This window comes from Arthrobacter sp. zg-Y1171, assembly GCF_025244845.1.
GTDB lineage: Bacteria > Actinomycetota > Actinomycetes > Actinomycetales > Micrococcaceae > Arthrobacter_B.
On record NZ_CP104264.1, the window covers coordinates 2,570,993 to 2,587,823 of the forward strand.

Annotated in this window: 13 protein-coding genes; 2 read left to right on the forward strand and 11 right to left on the reverse strand. The window is 66.4% G+C overall.

Annotated features, from left to right (window positions below; translation table 11 throughout):
* The first annotated feature begins 155 nt into the window (after window positions 1-155).
* Window positions 156-899: an SAF domain-containing protein gene (locus tag N2L00_RS12035; RefSeq protein WP_255862658.1), complete on the forward strand. Its 744-nt coding sequence runs from the start codon at window positions 156-158 to the stop codon at window positions 897-899.
* A 23-nt stretch (window positions 900-922) separates the two neighbouring features.
* On the opposite strand, the gene N2L00_RS16175 is transcribed toward N2L00_RS12035, so the two are convergent.
* The 11 genes from N2L00_RS16175 to groES form a co-directional block, all read right to left on the reverse strand.
* Window positions 923-1,219: a hypothetical protein gene (locus N2L00_RS16175; RefSeq protein WP_308219722.1), complete on the reverse strand. Its 297-nt coding sequence runs from the start codon at window positions 1,217-1,219 to the stop codon at window positions 923-925.
* A gap of 3 nt (window positions 1,220-1,222) precedes the next feature.
* A complete protein-coding gene (locus tag N2L00_RS12040) occupies window positions 1,223-5,068 on the reverse strand; it encodes a DUF4011 domain-containing protein (RefSeq protein ID WP_308219721.1) in 3,846 nt (1,281 codons plus the stop codon).
* Between the two features lie 147 nt (window positions 5,069-5,215).
* Window positions 5,216-6,805: a glutamine-hydrolyzing GMP synthase gene (gene guaA, locus N2L00_RS12045; RefSeq protein WP_255764836.1), complete on the reverse strand. Its 1,590-nt coding sequence runs from the start codon at window positions 6,803-6,805 to the stop codon at window positions 5,216-5,218.
* Between the two features lie 83 nt (window positions 6,806-6,888).
* Window positions 6,889-7,305, reverse strand: coding sequence for a DUF3817 domain-containing protein (locus N2L00_RS12050; protein WP_255764837.1), 417 nt, complete (start codon window positions 7,303-7,305; stop codon window positions 6,889-6,891).
* Complete coding sequence (locus tag N2L00_RS12055) at window positions 7,302-8,120, reverse strand: SURF1 family protein (RefSeq protein ID WP_255862657.1); 819 nt, start codon at window positions 8,118-8,120, stop codon at window positions 7,302-7,304. Before N2L00_RS12055 ends, N2L00_RS12050 begins: the two co-directional genes overlap by 4 nt.
* A gap of 55 nt (window positions 8,121-8,175) precedes the next feature.
* The gene (locus tag N2L00_RS12060) at window positions 8,176-8,652 is read right to left on the reverse strand and encodes a PTS sugar transporter subunit IIA (RefSeq protein ID WP_255765699.1); all 477 of its coding nucleotides are present in this window, start codon (window positions 8,650-8,652) and stop codon (window positions 8,176-8,178) included.
* A 102-nt stretch (window positions 8,653-8,754) separates the two neighbouring features.
* Window positions 8,755-10,479 carry a glycerol-3-phosphate dehydrogenase/oxidase gene (locus N2L00_RS12065; RefSeq protein WP_255764839.1) on the reverse strand — a complete coding sequence of 575 codons (1,725 nt, stop codon included), beginning with the start codon at window positions 10,477-10,479 and terminating at the stop codon, window positions 8,755-8,757.
* A 64-nt stretch (window positions 10,480-10,543) separates the two neighbouring features.
* Window positions 10,544-11,683, reverse strand: a complete 1,140-nt coding sequence (locus N2L00_RS12070) for a GuaB3 family IMP dehydrogenase-related protein (RefSeq protein WP_255764840.1) — start codon at window positions 11,681-11,683, stop codon at window positions 10,544-10,546.
* Window positions 11,684-11,822: 139 nt separating this feature from the next.
* Window positions 11,823-13,340: an IMP dehydrogenase gene (gene guaB / locus N2L00_RS12075; RefSeq protein ID WP_227918618.1), complete on the reverse strand. Its 1,518-nt coding sequence runs from the start codon at window positions 13,338-13,340 to the stop codon at window positions 11,823-11,825.
* Between the two features lie 213 nt (window positions 13,341-13,553).
* The gene (groL, locus tag N2L00_RS12080; RefSeq protein WP_255764841.1) at window positions 13,554-15,164 is read right to left on the reverse strand and encodes a chaperonin GroEL; all 1,611 of its coding nucleotides are present in this window, start codon (window positions 15,162-15,164) and stop codon (window positions 13,554-13,556) included.
* A gap of 76 nt (window positions 15,165-15,240) precedes the next feature.
* Window positions 15,241-15,537, reverse strand: coding sequence for a co-chaperone GroES (gene groES, locus N2L00_RS12085; RefSeq protein WP_146361179.1), 297 nt, complete (start codon window positions 15,535-15,537; stop codon window positions 15,241-15,243).
* Between the two features lie 333 nt (window positions 15,538-15,870).
* Here groES and N2L00_RS12090 point away from each other — a divergent pair, with 333 nt between their 5' ends.
* Complete coding sequence (locus tag N2L00_RS12090) at window positions 15,871-16,812, forward strand: siderophore ABC transporter substrate-binding protein (RefSeq protein ID WP_255862656.1); 942 nt, start codon at window positions 15,871-15,873, stop codon at window positions 16,810-16,812.
* Window positions 16,813-16,831: the final 19 nt, after the last annotated feature.

Consider the following 16,831-nt stretch of genomic DNA (forward strand, 5'->3'; position numbering starts at 1 on the left):
CTGCGGTCCCGCACCGGCCCGTACGGTTCGCCTGCCGTGTATCCACTGTGCACTGCGCCTCCACACCGGCCTTTCCGGCCGGGCCGTTCCCGTGTGCGTTGAGCCTTGCGCAGGGCCGCCCCTGTTACGGGGCGTAAAGCCGCTAGCGTCGTGCCATGCCTTTTCGCCGCCGCTCTGCCAAGGTGTCCCCCGGCGCTGCCGCCTACCCGGGACAGCCGTCCGTTTCCGGCGGTCCCCTCTCGGGGATGCGCCGCTTTATTGTCCGCCACCGCCGCCTCCTTGCTGCCCTGGCCTGCTGCGCCGCCGCGGGGTCTGCGGTCGAAGCGCTGGTACCGGCGGCTGCGGAACGGACCGTGATTGTGCGCGCGGCCCGGGATTTGCCGGCCGGTACGGTGCTGGACTCCGGGACACTGGAAACTGTCCGCCTACCGGCTGAAGCCGTCCCACCGGGCGCCCACGAACAGCCGGACGCGCTGGTGGGCAGGCGCCTCGCCACGCCGCTGTTGCGCGGCAGCCCCGTCACGGACATTTCCCTGGCCGGTGCCGGACTTTTGGCCGGTGCCCCGCCCGGTTCCGTGGCAGTGCCGCTGCGCCCGGCTGACCCGTCCGTCCTCGATCTGCTGGGTCCCGGACAACTCGTCAACGTTGTTGCGGGTGGCGAAGCGGCGTGGGTGGGTGCCGAGTCGGGGCACTATGCGGAGGACGGCAGCAGCGCGGTGGTGCTGGCAGCCTCGGTGCCGGTGCTGTGGGTGTCCGGCGGCGAGCCCGCGGGCGGGGGCTGGCCAGGCAACGGCGGCGGCGAGGGCCTGGTGGTGGTGGCCGCGGACCGGGAGAACGCTGCCCGGCTCACAGCGGCTTCCGGGAACGAAGGGATCTATCTTGTCCTGACGGGCGGCTAGCCGCGGCCGGGCGAGCCGGCCGCTTATCCCCAGTGCGGAGGCCGCTGCTCCCGGAGCCACGATTCGCTGTCTTCCGTGCTGTCGCCCCAGGCCCGGGGATCATCTTCCTTGGCGACGACGGGCAGCAGCCCGGCCGGCCCGCCGGGCCCGGGCGAAACCGCCCGGCGGTTTCCGCGCCTGCGGGTTCCGCTGCGGGTTCCGCTGCTGCCGCTGGTGCTGCCATCCGTGGACTGGCGTTCGCCCGCTGCTGCCGTTGTGCCGGTCCCCGAGGCCGCGGCGGTTTCCTCCGCCGCGGCCTTCCCTGTGGGTTCCTTAGTCATCGCTCATTCTCCTGCTGCGTTGTCCGGGACGGATCCCGACCTCCGTTCACGCATCCGGCTGCTTCCGTGCGGAGTCACCGTGACCTGGGCTGCCGGGCGGGCAGCCTCATCCGTGCCTGCCTCGGGAGTAACCGTGCTGCGGGGCACGGGCTGCTGCCCGACCGGAGGATCCGGCAGCTCGAGGTAGCGGCTCACCAGGTCGGCGCAGGCGGACGGGTCGCTGAAGACCTCAATGGTCCACAGCGGCATGTACCGCCAGCCGCGCCGTTCAAGCAGCTGCGGCCGGAGCCGGCTGCGTTCGCGCACGGACATCGCCCGGTAGCGTTCGGTGCCGTCGGACTCGATGGCCAGCGGCGCCGGCGTACCGGTCGGACCGGCCGAATGGGGAGCCGCTGCGACAATGTCGATGGCGCCGTCGTAGTGGTCCCAGACCTTCGCGCCGCGTTCCCGCAGGCGGCCGACCAGATCCGCGACCAGCGGATCCTCCTCCATGATGCCTCCGGCAGCAGGGATTTCCTCCCTGGCGGTTTCCGGATCGAGCTCCCGCTTGATGAGTTCGTAGAAGTCCAGGGCGCCGTAGCCCAGCCGCGTGCGGTCCAGGTCTGCCGGCTGGAAGCAGGTCAGCACATGCTGCTTGTAACGGGCCCGGGTCATGGCCGTGACGAATTTCTTGCGTCCGTCAGGTGCCGACAACGGGCCGAAGTTGTGCAGGGCACGCCCGTGCGGGGTACGCCCGAAGCCGAGGGAGAAGATCACGCAGTCCCGGACCATGCCCACGGCGCGGTCCACCGGCACGACCCGGAAGGACTCGGACTTCGCCGTGAAGAAGTCCGCGGCCCAGGGGAAGTTGGCCATCTGGACACGGATTGCCTCGGCCACCCGCACGGCGTGGCGCGGGCTGGCGGTGATGACGCCGAGGGACTGGTGCGGGCGGCGGCGGATGTGTTCGAAGACCAGGTCAACTACGCGGTTGACCTCGGCCGCGACACTCTCCACGCCCTCATGGTCAGCGCTGGGCATGCCGGTGCCGTCCGGCAGGTATTCCACGGAGAGTGCGCGGTGGCCGGTGGTGACCTCGTCTGCACTCGGGACCATGGAAAGGCGTCCGCCGTAGAAGGACTCGCTGAGCTGGCGCAGCAGTGCCTTATCGGTGCCGCGGTAAACGGTGGAGAGGCAGCGCGTGGGCAGGACGCGTTCCAGCGCTTCGAAGGCGCTGAGCAGCTCAACGTGCTGCGGTGCTGTTCCGGCCGGCTCAACACCGATCGTGAAGGGCCGCGGCCCGCCCAGGCAGCTGTCACCGAAGGCGATAACCTGCGAAGCGCGTGCCAGTGCCGGGACGGCAGACTGCAGGCTGGTGGACTCGGCATCAAGGAGGACCACGGTGTCGAAGCGGCGGTGTTCGGGCAGTACCATCGGCAGCACCAGGGGGCTGGCAGCCCACACCGGCAGCAGCGAGGACACGAGTTCCTCGGACTGCAGGCCCAGGCTGTCCAGGGACAGCTCGCCGTCCTTGAGCAGCTCGCGCAGGTCTTCGGCAGCACCCTTCGCGGCCTGGACGCCCGAGCGCCAGCGCGACGCAAGGCTCCAGCGCAGCCGGGCTGCGCCCGAGGCAATGTGGGCGTTGTCCGCCAGCCGGTACTCCGCTTCCAGGCGGCGCAGGCTGTTGCCGTCGGACATGGCAAGGTAATCGTCGCCGCTGATCATGGCTTCGAGGGCGGACTGCCACCATGCCAGTTCCAGCTCGTAACCCACGTGGCGGGGCTGGACTTCGCGTGCGCTCAGGTCATCCAGCAGTTCGCCCAGGCCCTGGGCACGCATCTCGTCGAGCAGCAGGGTCCGTTCGGGCAGCGTTTCCAGGGTTTCCCGGTCCCCCGCGAGCTGGCTGAGCTGCTTCTCAAGTTCATCGAGCGGCAGGGATGCCAGGTCAGGATGGAGCGGCGTCTCGGCCAGGATGCCGGTCAGGGTATCCAGCTGGCGCTTGACCAGCAGGTAGGAACGGTTGATCTCGGCCAGGCCGGTGGGCACCGAGGGGTGGCGCTGGGTGGTGGCGTAGCGGGTCCAGACGGCACGCTGCTGCTGGACTTCTGCCAGGGAGGCGTGCAGGTCGGAAATATGCACACCGGGCCGGACGTATTCCTTGGCCACGCGCCGCAGGCGGGAGCGGGTCATGGAGCTCATATCGATGCCGCGTTCCCGCCGCCAGGACGAAGACGCGGTTGCCGAGATCAGGTCCGTCACCGGGCGGTCGAAAATGTCCGGGGTGAACTTGTCCAGGCTTTCGCGCACGGCAACCAGCAGTTCCAGCTGTTCGCCCCACTGGGCAAATGTTTCGCCGAGGCGGATTTCCGAATGCTCGGCCACGTCCTGGACCTTGGCGCGCAGCGCCGGCAGGTCCGCCGCAAGGGTCTGGGTCAGCGCGTACGCTTCTTCCGTTTCCTTGCGGTTGAGCAGCTTGGCTCCGTACCACGGGCTGGTGGTAGCTGCCCGGCTGAAGCTGCCGAGTTCGGCGGCCCGGCGCAGGCGGCCGGAGAGTTCGGTGCGGTCGGTGATGCTGTCCAGGACGCTCCGCTTGAGCCGGACGGTGGTGGCCGGCGCCGGGTTCATGGAGGTCAGCTCGGCCAGGGACTGCATGGCCTGGTAGGGCGAGCATCCCCAGCGGCGGCGGACGTTGTGCAGCGACTTCACGTGGTCGCGGAGCTGGTGGCGGTTTTCGAGCAGGACCTTGTGCAGGCTGTCCAGTTCCGGGGCCTGCGCCTTTTCGTTGCGCACGATGGCCCGGACCAGCTGGTCCTTCAACTGCTGCTGGGTGAGGCCGGCGTTGGCCTGCAGGACCAGGGAGCCAAGCTGCATCGCGTCCAGCTCGGAGACGAACTGGTTCAGGGTGCTGCGCCGTTCCGCCACTACCAGGACGGATTTGCCGGCATTGGCCAGCGCCGCCACGGCGTTCAGCGCGGTCTGGGTCTGGCCCGTACCGGCCGGCGCGGAGACTACCAGCGACTGGCCTGCGTTGATCAGGTCCAGGACTTCCTGCTGCTGGCGGTCGGCGTCGAGGATGAGCAGCTCATCCGCGGGATCCCGCTCGTCCAGGGCCGGCAGGTCCAGCGGTTCGGGGATGGCCGGACCGGTGGAGCCGTCCCGGGCGGCGTCGATCAGTGCGCGGAGGATCGGATGGGCCGGGTCCAGCGCCGGATCCTCGCTGAGGTCGGACAGGTCGGCGAAGGTGGAAACCAGCAGGCGGTGTTCAATGTTGATTCCGCGGACGCTGCCGGTAACGGCGCGGAGCTTTTCCAGCACGGGGTGGGGATCAAAGCGGGCGGTGCCGTAGGCGAGGCGGGTGAGCGCGTCGACGTCGATGTCCAGGCCCTGCTCATGCTGCAGGTGGCGGACCAGGGCGGGGTTCAGCGCCGCCTTTTCGGTCAGCTGCAGCTCATAGTCATCCTGTGAGGCGTGGACCGTCAGCGCCACGGGCGTGAGCAGCACGGGGGCCGTCAGGGACTCGGGACGCAGTGCTTCATCCGAGGCATAGCGCCAGGACGCGGTTCCCGCAGCCATGTAGCCGACGTCGATGCCGCGGTCGGTGCCCAGCTCGTAGATCTTCGCGCGCAGCAGGCGGCCCGCCTTCATGGCGGCACCGTACTGGTCCGGGTCACGCAGCAGGGTCGACAGGCGGGTACGCCGGCCGGCGAGCAACTGGGCCAGGCCGGAGGGATGCGCGTGCGTCAGGTCGATGCTGTTGGCGGCGGACGGCGTGAAATGGAGCAGTGTGTCCGTTCCGGCGTGCTGTCCCAATTGTCCCAGCCACGGCAGCAGGAAGTCCGAGGGATTCTCCCCGGTATTCTGCTCAGACACTAGTGCCCTCTTTTCTGCACTTCCGCGCGTTCTCGACCAAATTGGCATACCTTCAAAACTATCGCGTCGGGGCGGGTTTCCCGAACATAGCAACGCGGGGGACAAAACCGAGGACGGCCGAAACGGCCGTCCTCGGTCCCCTTTACGCTATTCCCACTCGATTGTTCCCGGCGGCTTGCTGGTTACATCCAGCACCACGCGGTTGATTCCGTCCACTTCGTTGGTGATGCGGTTGGAAATGCGGGCCAGCAGATCGTACGGAAGCCGCGACCAATCAGCGGTCATCGCGTCTTCGCTGGAGACCGGACGAAGCACGATGGGGTGCCCGTAGGTACGGCCGTCGCCCTGGACGCCGACACTGCGGACATCAGCCAGGAGCACCACCGGCATCTGCCACACTTCGTCGTCGAGGCCTGCACTGGTCAGTTCGGCGCGGGCGATGGCGTCTGCCCGGCGCAGCAGTTCCAGCCGCTCGTGCGTGACCTCGCCGACAATCCGGATGCCCAGCCCGGGGCCCGGGAAGGGCTGGCGGCCCACGATCTCGGCCGGCAGGCCGAGTTCGGCGCCGACCGCACGGACCTCGTCCTTGAAGAGCGCCCGCAGGGGTTCCACCAGTTCGAACTTCATGTCCTCCGGCAGGCCGCCCACGTTGTGGTGGCTCTTGATGTTGGCTGCGCCTTCACCGCCGCCGGACTCGACAACGTCCGGGTACAGGGTGCCCTGCACCAGGAAGCGGATCGGCTCGCCCTCTGCTTCGGCCTGGGCCATGATGGCCCGCTCGGCTTCTTCGAAGGCGCGGATGAATTCGCGGCCGATGATCTTGCGCTTGGTCTCGGGATCGGAGACCCCGGCCAGGGCGCTCAGGAAGCGTTCCTGCTCGTTGGCGACGTAGAGGTTAACGCCGGTGGCTGCCACGAAATCGCGTTCCACCTGCTCTGCTTCGCCTTCGCGGAGCAGCCCGTGGTCCACGAAGACACAGGTCAGCTGGTCCCCGACGGCGCGCTGCACCAGGGCGGCGGCTACGGCGGAGTCGACGCCGCCGGACAGGCCGCAGATAACCCGCGAGTTGCCTACCTGTGCGCGGATGCGTGCAACCTGCTCTTCGACGATGTTGCCGGTGGTCCAGCTGCGTTCGAGCTTGGCGCCCTTGAACAGGAAGTTTTCCAGGACGGCCTGGCCGTGCGCGGAGTGCTTGACCTCGGGGTGCCACTGCACGCCGTAAAGGCCTTTTGCCTCGTTGGCGAAGGCAGCGACGGGTGCGCCGGCGGTGCTGGCCAGGACGTCGAAGCCCTCGGGGGCTTCCTGCACGCTGTCGCCGTGGCTCATCCAGGTGTTCTGCTCGTCCGGGGTGCCTTCCAGGATGGACCGGGCGCCGCCGATGACGCGTGCGTCGGTGGAACCGTACTCCCGCAGTCCCGTCTTGGCGACCTTGCCGCCCATGGCGGCAGCCATTGCCTGGAAGCCGTAGCAGATGCCGAAGACCGGAACACCGGATTCGAACAGGTCTGCGTCAACCTTGGGGGCGCCTTCGGCGTACACGCTGGAGGGGCCGCCGGAGAGAATAATGGCAGCTGGGTTCTTCGCGAGCAGCTGCTCGGTGCTGTAGGTGTGGGGAACCACCTCGGAGTAGACATCTGCTTCGCGCACCCGGCGGGCAATCAACTGGGCGTACTGCGCTCCGTAGTCCACTACAAGGACGGGCCGCTCTTCAATGGGATCTGTCGCGGGATTAGTCACGTTTCAAGGATAGTCGGCCCGCCCCCGGCCATGCACACCGGGCCGGTTCCGCCGGATGCGGGCGGCCGGCGGAACCCTCTCCCCTAGTAGCGCTTGGCCGCTTCAGGGTGCGCTTCGAGCTCCGCCAGGACCTGTTTGTGGATCCGTCCTTCGACCACAAAGGAGAGGAACGGCACAACGCCGCCGAGCGCAATCAGGATGAACTTGGAGAACGGCCAGCGCATCAGCTGCCATAGCCGGAAGTCGGACAGCAGGTACACCACGTACATCCAGCCGTGCAGGATGAGCACGCCGATGGAGAGATTGACGCTGCCGACGATGATCTCCGTGTCAAAGCCGTACTTGGCGATCATCTCCACGACGAGGGCGAGCAGCAGCACGCCGGTCACGTAGGAAAAGACCTTGTAGAACTTCAGTGCTGAACGAATCTGGGCGTGGGTACCGCCGAACCGGCGCTTCTTTTTCCTCGGTGCCTTGGCGGTGCTTGCGGATTCGTTCACTTGGTTACCTCACTGCTGGGATGATCGTGGTCGGGTTCGGTTGCGTCGGTGTAGTCGTCGTCGTACTCGTCCTCATATTCGTCGTCCTCGAGGCTGCGGTTGTGCTCGTCGGCGACCAGGCGCCACCACAGGAAGACGGAGAAGCCGGCGAAGACGATCCATTCCAGGGCGTAGAAGATGTTGAGCCAGTTGACCGGGGTTTCCTCGGGCTGGGCACTCACTTCCACGGTTTCCATGCCGCCGTTGTCCACGGGCGCGCCGTCGACGGTGATTTCCGAAGCCGTGACGAACGCCGAGTAGGCGGGGGCGTCCCAGAGGTTGATCAGTTCGGCTGTGGAGAGGGCGGTAACCCGTCCGTCCTCGGGCGTCGCGGGCAGCGGGGCCTCGGAAGGCAGCAGGCGCCCGACGACGGCGGCCTCACCGGCCGGTGGCTTCGTGACGTCTTCCGGGTCGGAGACCCAGCCGCGGACCACCGGGATGAATTCGCCCGAGGGTGCGCCGTCAACGTTGAAGGCGGTGACAGCCCAGTAGCCCATCTCGCCGTCCTGGAGCCGCTCCTGAACGAGGACGGACCGATCCGGGTCAAAGGACCCGGTGAGGGAAACCATCTGGTCCGCTTCGGTTTCATACATCGGCTTACCCGGGGTGAAAGCCTCGGTCAGCGGCCGGACGTCTTCGGTGGCGCGGGGCTCGCCGGTCTCCTCCGATTCGGCACTGGAAAACTGCCATTGGCTCAACAGCACGAAGACCGTCGAGATGACGAGGGCAAAGAGCAGGCCGGCGATCCAGCGCGGCTGCAGGGCAGTTTTGAGCACTCGTTAACGGTACTTCGTCAAGCTGTAGAAAACCCAATGCCGGTATACGGCCGCTTCAGTGGTCGAAAAAGACCAGGGACGAATTGATCAGCTCGGCAATCACCTCTGCGTCATTGGCCCGGCGCAGGGAATCCCGGAAGGACGGGCGGAACAGGGACCGGGCCAGGGTGGCAAGGACTTCCAGGTGCTGGGAGAAGGAAGCCGCCGGCGTGGCAATGAGCAGGATCACGGTCGCCGGTCCGTCTGCTGCTCCGAAATCCACGCTGTGCCCGTAGCGGGTGATGCCCACTGCGATGGAGGTTTTGTGCACGAATTCGCTGCGGGCATGCGGGAGTCCGATTCCGCCCGGCAGACCGGTGGCCATTTGGTGTTCCCTGGCGCTGACCTGTTCGAGGAACCCCTCCAGGTTGCTGATCCGGCCGGCACGGTACAACCGCTCGGCCAACTGGGCGGCGGCGTCGTACCGGTCTGCCGCCTCCATGCCGAGAATCACGATCCCGGGTTCGGTCAGCACCGCCCCGGCTTCGTTCAGGGTGAGTTCTTCGTTCCGGGACGGTTCCGAGGGGTGTTCAGCGTTCGGGGACGGGTGTTCGTTCAAGGGGCTTTCTGCATTTCATTTAGTCCGTGTGCCGCACTAGATGCGCGGTGCTATGTCCTCGGCCGCCAGGCGGGCGGTGTCGGCGCTCTTGTCATCGGGCTGTTCCTGGCTGCGGCGTTCCGCGTCCACCCGTGCAAGGTAGTGGGCGACTTCGCTTTCCACGCGTTCAAGGTCCCAGCCCAGCAGCGGCGCCATCAGTTCGGCTACCACCGGTGCGGCCGAGACGCCCCGGTCAAAGGTTTCGATGGAGATCCGGGTCCGCCGGGCGAGGACGTCCTCGACGTGCCGGGCGCCTTCGTGCGTGGTGGCATACACGGCTTCCGCGCGCAGGTAGTCGTCGGCGCCGGGCAGCGGTTCCGCGAGCGTCGGGTCCGCCTTGATGAGCTCGAGCAGGTCGTCGCTCATGGAGCCGTAGCGGTTGAGCAGATGCTCCACCCGCACCACGTGCACCCCGTACTCGTCGGCGGTGCGGTGCCGGCGGTTCCAGGCCGCCTTGTAACCCACCGCGCCCAGAAGGGGGATGGTCTGCGTGCAGCTCTCGGGAACCTTTTCGTCCAGGGCCCGGGCAGCCTCATCCACGGCGTCCTTGGCCATGACCCGGTAGGTGGTCCATTTACCGCCGGCAACCACCACGAGTCCCGGTACCGGGTGGGCCACCACGTGTTCACGCGAGAGTTTGGCAGTGGAGTCGTTTTCCCCGGCGAGCAGCGGCCGAAGCCCCGCGTAGACCCCTTCCACGTCCTCCCGGGTCAGCGGTGTCTTCAGCACCAGGTTCACGTGCTCGAGGATGTAGTCGATGTCCGCCGAGGTGGCCGCCGGGTGGGCCTTGTCCAGGTTCCAGTCCGTGTCGGTGGTGCCGATGATCCAGTGCCGCCCCCACGGGATGACGAAGAGCACGGATTTTTCCGTCCGCAGGATCATGCCGACGGTGGACTGGATCCGGTCCTTGGGAACCACCAGGTGGACGCCCTTGGAGGCGCGCACCTTCAGCTGCCCGCGGTCGGTCACCATGGCCTGGGTTTCATCCGTCCAGACGCCGGTGGCATTGACCACCTGGCTTGCCGCGATGTCGAACTCGTTGCCGGTTTCCTGGTCGCGGACGCGGGCCCCGACCACGCGTTCGCCCTCGCGCAGGAAGTCGACGACGGCGAGCCGGTTCACCACTGCGGCGCCGTAATGCGCGGCGGTGCGGACCATGTTGGCCACGTACCGGGCGTCATCCACCTGGCCGTCGTAGTAGCGGATGGCCCCCACCATCGCATCATCCTTCAGGCTCGGCGCCATCCGCAGTGTCTGGCGCCGGGTCAGGTGCTTCTGCATGGGCACGCCGCGGGAGTTCCCCGAGGTCATGCCCATGGTGTCGTACAGGAAGATGCCGGCGCCCACGTACGGCCGCTCGATGAACCGCTTCGTCAACGGGTACAGGAACGCCACGGGCTTCACCAGGTGCGGGGCGATCCGCTGCAGCAGCAGCCCCCGCTCCTTCAACGCCTCCTGGACCAACGCAAAATCGAGCATCTCCAGGTAGCGCAGGCCGCCGTGGATGAGCTTGGAGGAACGCGATGACGTTCCCGACGCCCAGTCCCGGGCCTCCACCATGCCTACCTTCAGCCCGCGCGTCACCGCGTCCAGCGCGGCGCCGGCGCCCACCACGCCGCCGCCGACGATCAGGATGTCCAGCTCATTGCCCGGCGCGGTGGTTGCCCGGAGCTTGTCCATGGCTTCTGTCCGGTACTCGGGGCTCAGGGCGTCTGCAGTCATGGTCCAGGTTCCTCTCTAGGGTCCTGCCGTAGCTGCGTCCACTCTATGGGCTGGGCGCCGGGATTTACAGGCTGTACTGGTAGGGGGACACCAGCACTTCGATGCGCTGGAACGCTTTCAGGTCCGAGTAGCCGGTGGTGGCCATTGCCCGGCGCAGCGCACCCATGAGGTTGGAGGTGCCGTTGGTGTGGTGGGACGGCCCCCAAAGGACCTCTTTGAGCGGTCCCACGGTGTCCAAGCGGACCCTGTCGCCGCGCGGCAGCTCGCTGTGGTGTGCTTCCTGCCCCCAGTGCCAGCCGTGGCCCGGTGCCTCTTCGGCACGGGCCAGCGCGGAACCGAGCATCACGGCGTCGGCGCCCATCGCGAACGCCTTGATGATGTCGCCGCTGGTGCCCATGCCGCCGTCGGCGATCACGTGCACGTACCGTCCGCCGGACTCGTCCATGTAGTCCCGGCGCGCCTCGGCTATATCGGAGATGGCCGTGGCCATGGGCGCGTGGATGCCCAGCGCACGCCGGGTGGTGGTGGTCGCGCCGCCGCCGAACCCGACGAGGACGCCGGCCGCGCCGGTACGCATCAGGTGCAGGGCCGGGGTGTAGCCGGCGGCTCCGCCCACGATCACCGGAACATCGAGTTCGTAGATGAACTGCTTCAGGTTCAGCGGTTCCACGGTCTTGGACACGTGCTCGGCGGAAACGGTGGTGCCGCGGATGACGAAGACGTCGACGCCCGCGGCGAGGACGGTCTTGTAGAACTCCTGGGTGCGCTGCGGGGTGAGCGAGCCGGCAACAGTCACGCCGGCGTCGCGCATTTCGGCCAGGCGCGAGCTGATCAGTTCGGCCTGGATCGGTGCGTTGTAGATTTCCTGCAGGCGGCGGGTGGCGGCGGGGTTGAAGTTGTCGCTGCTGAGGGCGGCGATTTCGTCCAGCAGCGGTTCCGGATTCTCGTACCGGGTCCACAGGCCCTCAAGGTTCAGCACGCCGAGGCCGCCGAGCCTGCCGAGGGCAATGGCTGATGCCGGAGACATCACCGAGTCCATCGGGGCGCCGATGACCGGCATCTCGAACTGGTAGGCATCGATCTGCCAGTTGATGGAAACATCCTGGGGATCGCGGGTGCGCCGCGAGGGCACAATCGCCACGTCATCCAGGGAGTAGGCTCTGCGCCCATGCTTGCCACGGCCAATTTCTATCTCGTTACTCACGCTCCCTAGGTTATCCCAGTGCGCGGCGTCGGCCCGAAAGCTGCCGGCAACGGGCCGCCGTGAGTGCAGAACAAGCCCTTAAAGCCCAAGGGCAGCTCCAGCGCAGTGCGCAGGGGCTGCCCTTGGCAGGGAGGACGGGTCAGCGGCGCCCGTAGTTCGGCGCCTCGGCCGTCATCATGATGTCGTGCGGGTGGGATTCCTTCAGCCCGGCCGGGGTGATCCGGACAAACTTGCCCTTGGCCTTCAGCTCTTCAATGGTGCGTGCACCCGTGTAGAACATGGTCTGGCGCAGGCCGCCGACCAGCTGGTGCGCCACGGCGGAAAGCGGTCCGCGGTAGGGCACCTGGCCTTCGATGCCTTCCGGAATCAGCTTTTCGTCGCTGGGGACGTCGGCCTGGAAGTAGCGGTCCTTGGAGTAGGAGGTGTTCTTGCCCCGGGACTGCATGGCCCCGAGCGAACCCATGCCGCGGTAGGACTTGAACTGCTTGCCGTTGACGAAGACCAGGTCGCCCGGGCTTTCCGCGGAGCCGGCCAGCAGGCCGCCCAGCATTACGGTGTCGGCGCCGGCCACGATGGCCTTGCCGATGTCGCCCGAGTACTGCAGGCCGCCGTCGGCGATCAGCGGGACGCCCGCCGGAATGGCGGCCTTGGAAGCTTCGTAAATGGCGGTGATCTGCGGGACGCCCACTCCGGCAACTACGCGGGTGGTGCAGATGGAACCCGGCCCCACGCCTACCTTGACGGCGTCGGCACCGGCGTCGATCAGGGCCTGGGCGCCTTCACGGGTGGCTGCCTGGCCGCCGATGATGTCCACGTGCGCGGCAGCCGGGTCCTTCTTGAGGCGGGCAATCATTTCCAGCACGCCTGCACTGTGGCCGTTGGCGGTGTCCACCACGAGGATGTCGACGCCGGCCTCGACCATGGACATGGCACGCTCGTAGCCGTCGCCGAAGAAGCCGATGGCAGCACCGACGCGCAGGCGGCCCTCGTCATCCTTGGTGGCCAGCGGGTACTGCTCGGCCTTGTCGAAGTCCTTGACCGTGATCAATCCCTGCAGCTTGCCGGCGTCGTCCACCAGCGGCAGCTTCTCGATCCGGTTCTTGCCCAGCAGCTCCATTGTCTCTGCGGCGCTGATGCCCACCCGGCCGGTGATGAGCGGCATGCGCGTCATGACTTCTTCGACCTTGCGGCTCGGATAGTCGGCACGCGGAATGAAGCGGGTGTCGCGGTTGGTGACAATGCCCAGCAGGGTGTTTTCGGTATCCACCACCGGCAGGCCCGAAACACGGAAATGCGCACAGAGGTCGTCGAGTTCCTGCAGGGTGGCGTCGGGGGAAATCGTCACCGGGTTGGTGATCATGCCGGATTCGCTGCGCTTGACCCGGTCGACGTGTTCCGCCTGGTCGGCAATGGAAAGGTTCCGGTGGATCACGCCGAGGCCGCCCTGCCGGGCCATCGCGATGGCCATGCGGGATTCGGTGACCGTGTCCATCGCGGCGGAAAGCAGCGGAGTCTGCACGGTGATCCGCTTGGACAGCCGGGAGCTGGTGTCGGCTTCAGAGGGAATTACATCCGTCGGGCCGGGCAGCAGGAGGACGTCGTCGTAGGTCAGGCCGACGAAGCCGAACGGATCGTGTTCTGGGTACTGCTGACTCAAAGCTGCGCCTCTTTCGGGGATGAGAGGAAGGAAAAGGCCCGATTTAGCCTGTACCTATCGTAAAACGAAAGCGGTCCCGCCCCTATTCCGTCCCGAACGTATCTGCTGCCTGTGAGGGATGCCACGGAAAACAGCGAGACCCCGCCCCCGGAAACGTGTTCCGGGGGCGGGGCCTGGGCCGATTTCCGCACGTAAGGCGCGGATCAGGGCTGATTAGTGCTGGTGACCGTGGTCGTTGTCCTCTTCGGCAGGCTTCTCCACCACGAGGGCTTCGGTGGTGAGCACCAGCGAAGCGATCGAGGCGGCGTTGCGCAGGGCCGAGCGGGTGACCTTGACCGGGTCGATGATGCCGGCGGCAATCAGGTCTTCGTATTCACCGGTGGCGGCGTTGAAGCCGTTGTTGATTTCCAGCTCGCCCACCTTGGCAACGACGACCATGCCTTCGGAACCGGCGTTCTCGGCGATCCAGCGCAGCGGCTGCGCCAGTGCACGGCGGACCAGGCCGACGGCGGTGGCGGCGTCGCCCTGCAGCTTCGTCACCTCCGGATCGGTGTCCAGTGCGCGGGCAGCGTGGACCAGTGCGGAACCGCCGCCGGCCACAATGCCCTCTTCGAGTGCGGCACGGGTGGAGGAAACGGCATCTTCGATGCGGTGCTTCTTTTCCTTCAGCTCCACCTCGGTGGCTGCACCGACGCGGATGACGCCGATGCCGCCGGACAGCTTGGCGAGGCGTTCCTGCAGCTTCTCGCGGTCCCAGTCCGAATCGGTGCGCTCGATCTCGGCACGGATCTGTGCCACGCGGTCGGCGACGTCGGCTTCGGAGCCGGTGCCGTCAACAATCGTGGTGTTGTCCTTGGTAACCGTGATGCGGCGGGCGGAGCCCAACACCTCAAGGCCAACCTGGTCCAGCTTCAGGCCGAGGTCGGGGCTGACTACCTGGGCGCCGGTGAGGGTCGCGATGTCCTGCATCATTGCCTTGCGGCGGTCACCGAAGCCCGGAGCCTTGACGGCGACGACGTTCAGGGTGCCGCGGATCTTGTTGACCACCAGGGTGGACAGGGCTTCCCCGTCTACGTCTTCGGCGATGATGAACAGCGGCTTGGAGGTCTGCAGCGCCTTTTCCAGCAGCGGCAGGAACTCGGCGACGGAGGAGATCTTGCCGGAGTTGATCAGGATCAGCGCATCTTCGAGGACGGCTTCCTGGCGCTCCGGGTCGGTCACGAAGTACGGCGAGAGGTAGCCCTTGTCGAACTGCATGCCCTCGGTGATGGCCAGCTCGGTCTGCGTCGAGGAGGATTCCTCGATCGTGATGACGCCGTCCTTGCCGACAGTGTCGAAGGCCTGGGCCAGCAGCTCGCCGATCTCGGTGCTCTGCGCGGAGATGGCCGCAACGTGGGCAACCTGGTTGCCTTCAACTTCCTTGGCGTTCTCCAGCAGGCGCTTGGCTACCGCGTCAACGGACACCTCGATGCCGCGCTTGAGCTGCCCGGGGGCAGCACCGGCGGCAACGTTGCGCAGGCCTTCCTTGACCAGGGCCTGTGCCAGCACGGTGGCCGTGGTGGTGCCGTCGCCGGCAACATCGTTGGTCTTGGTGGCTACTTCCTTGGCCAGCTGTGCACCGAGGTTCTCGTACGGGTCGTCCAGCTCAATTTCGCGGGCAATCGTAACGCCGTCGTTGGTGATGGTGGGAGCGCCCCAGGTCTTGGCCAGGACGACGTTGCGGCCGCGCGGGCCGAGGGTCACCTTGACCGTGTTGGCGAGCTTATCGACGCCTGCTTCGAGCGAGCGGCGGGCGGAGTCATTGAACTCCAACTGCTTTGCCATGTGTGTGTCCTTTCCGACAACTACATCTGCATCAGAAAACCCCGGCCAGAATCGTGGCCGGGGTTTTCCAGGGGAACTACTTTACGACGACGGCCAGCACGTCGCGGGCGGACAGCACCAGGTATTCCTGGCCGCCGTGCTTGACTTCGGTTCCGCCGTACTTGGAGTAAATGACTACGTCGCCTTCGGCAACGTCAACCGGGATGCGGTTGCCGTTGTCATCAACGCGGCCGGGTCCAACTGCAACTACTTCACCCTCCTGGGGCTTTTCCTTTGCAGTGTCCGGGATAACGAGGCCGGAAGCAGTGGTCTGCTCGGCTTCGAGGGGGCGGACAACAATACGATCCTCAAGGGGCTTAATAGAGACCGACACTCGGGCTCTCCTTTGCGTAGTTTCTAACGGAATGGGGCCGTTGGTCTGGCGCTGGCCGTCGTCGCGGTGCCGGTTCGCGCTTTCCCTTCGGGAGTTAGCACCCTCACGTTCGGAGTGCTAACTCAGACTTTATGCAACGGTTAGCACTCGGTCAAGGTGAGTGCCAGCGCGCGCCGCCTGTCCGCCCCTCTCCCCCGTACCGGCGGGCAGGTAAATGAAGAAGGGGATTTGCTTAGGTTGTCCTAACCGGGATAGTTTTCATCTGCGCATCATTAGAAAACATTTCTGTGACCTAATCCCCGGATAGGCACATCGACTCTCACCGGAGCCCCCATGATCACGAAGTCCCGCCTGTTGGCCGGAACCGCCCTTGTGTCCCTCCTCGCGCTCAGCGCCTGCTCCACTGAAGCAGCAGATGCGGACGTCGAGTCCGCGCAGGGCTCAACCGTGACGGTCGAGCACGCCCAGGGAAGCACCGAAGTTCCGGTGAACCCGGAGATCGTGTACACCTTCGACCTCGGCGCCCTCGATACGATGGATGCCCTCGACATTGACGTCGACGGCGTGCCTGCCGCCAACTTCCCGGAGAGCCTCTCCCAGTACGGCGCCGAAGAGATCACCAAGATCGGCAGCATGAAAGAGCCCGACTTCGAAGCGATCAACGCCGGCGCTCCGGACCTGATCATCATTTCCGGCCGGGTTGCCGATTCTTACGAAGAGTTGAGCAAGATTGCCCCCACCGTCGACCTCAGCGTCGATAACGCCGATTCCTGGAACTCCTTCAAGGAAAACACCCGGACCCTCGGCACGATCTTCGAGAAGGAAGACCTGGTTGAAGAGAAGCTGGGCGCCCTGGAAGGCAAGGTCGAAGACACCAAGGAACTGGCCGCCGACGCCGGCAACGGCTTGATCGTTATGACCAGCGGCGGGGAAATGACCGCCTACGGCGCAGGCTCGCGCTTCGGCATCATCCACGACGTCCTGGGCCTGGAACCGGCCGCCGAGGTTCAGGGCGAGGGTAAGCACGGCGAATCCGTTTCCTTTAACTACATTGCGGATACCGATCCTGACCACCTGTTCGTCATTGACCGCGACGTAGCCGTCGGCACCTCCGGCGAAGCCGCCTCCGCCGTGCTCGACAATGAGCTGGTCAAGAGCACCAAGGCTGCCCGGAACGGAAACATCACCATGCTGGATTCCGCCAGCTGGTACCTGGTCGGATACGGCCTGAACAACGTGGACACCATGGTTAACACCGTCCACGACGCTCTCTAGCCGCCCCTCTGCGCTCCGT

Excerpts from the sequence above, each read along its gene's own strand:
- N2L00_RS12035 (WP_255862658.1), top strand. The coding sequence starts at position 156 with ATGCCTTTTCGCCGCCGCTCTGCCAAGGTGTCCCCCGGCGCTGCCGCC.
- N2L00_RS16175 (WP_308219722.1), bottom strand. The coding sequence starts at position 1,219 with ATGACTAAGGAACCCACAGGGAAGGCCGCGGCGGAGGAAACCGCCGCG.
- N2L00_RS12065 (WP_255764839.1), bottom strand. The coding sequence starts at position 10,479 with ATGACTGCAGACGCCCTGAGCCCCGAGTACCGGACAGAAGCCATGGAC.
- groL (WP_255764841.1), bottom strand. The coding sequence starts at position 15,164 with ATGGCAAAGCAGTTGGAGTTCAATGACTCCGCCCGCCGCTCGCTCGAA.
- N2L00_RS12090 (WP_255862656.1), top strand. The coding sequence starts at position 15,871 with ATGATCACGAAGTCCCGCCTGTTGGCCGGAACCGCCCTTGTGTCCCTC.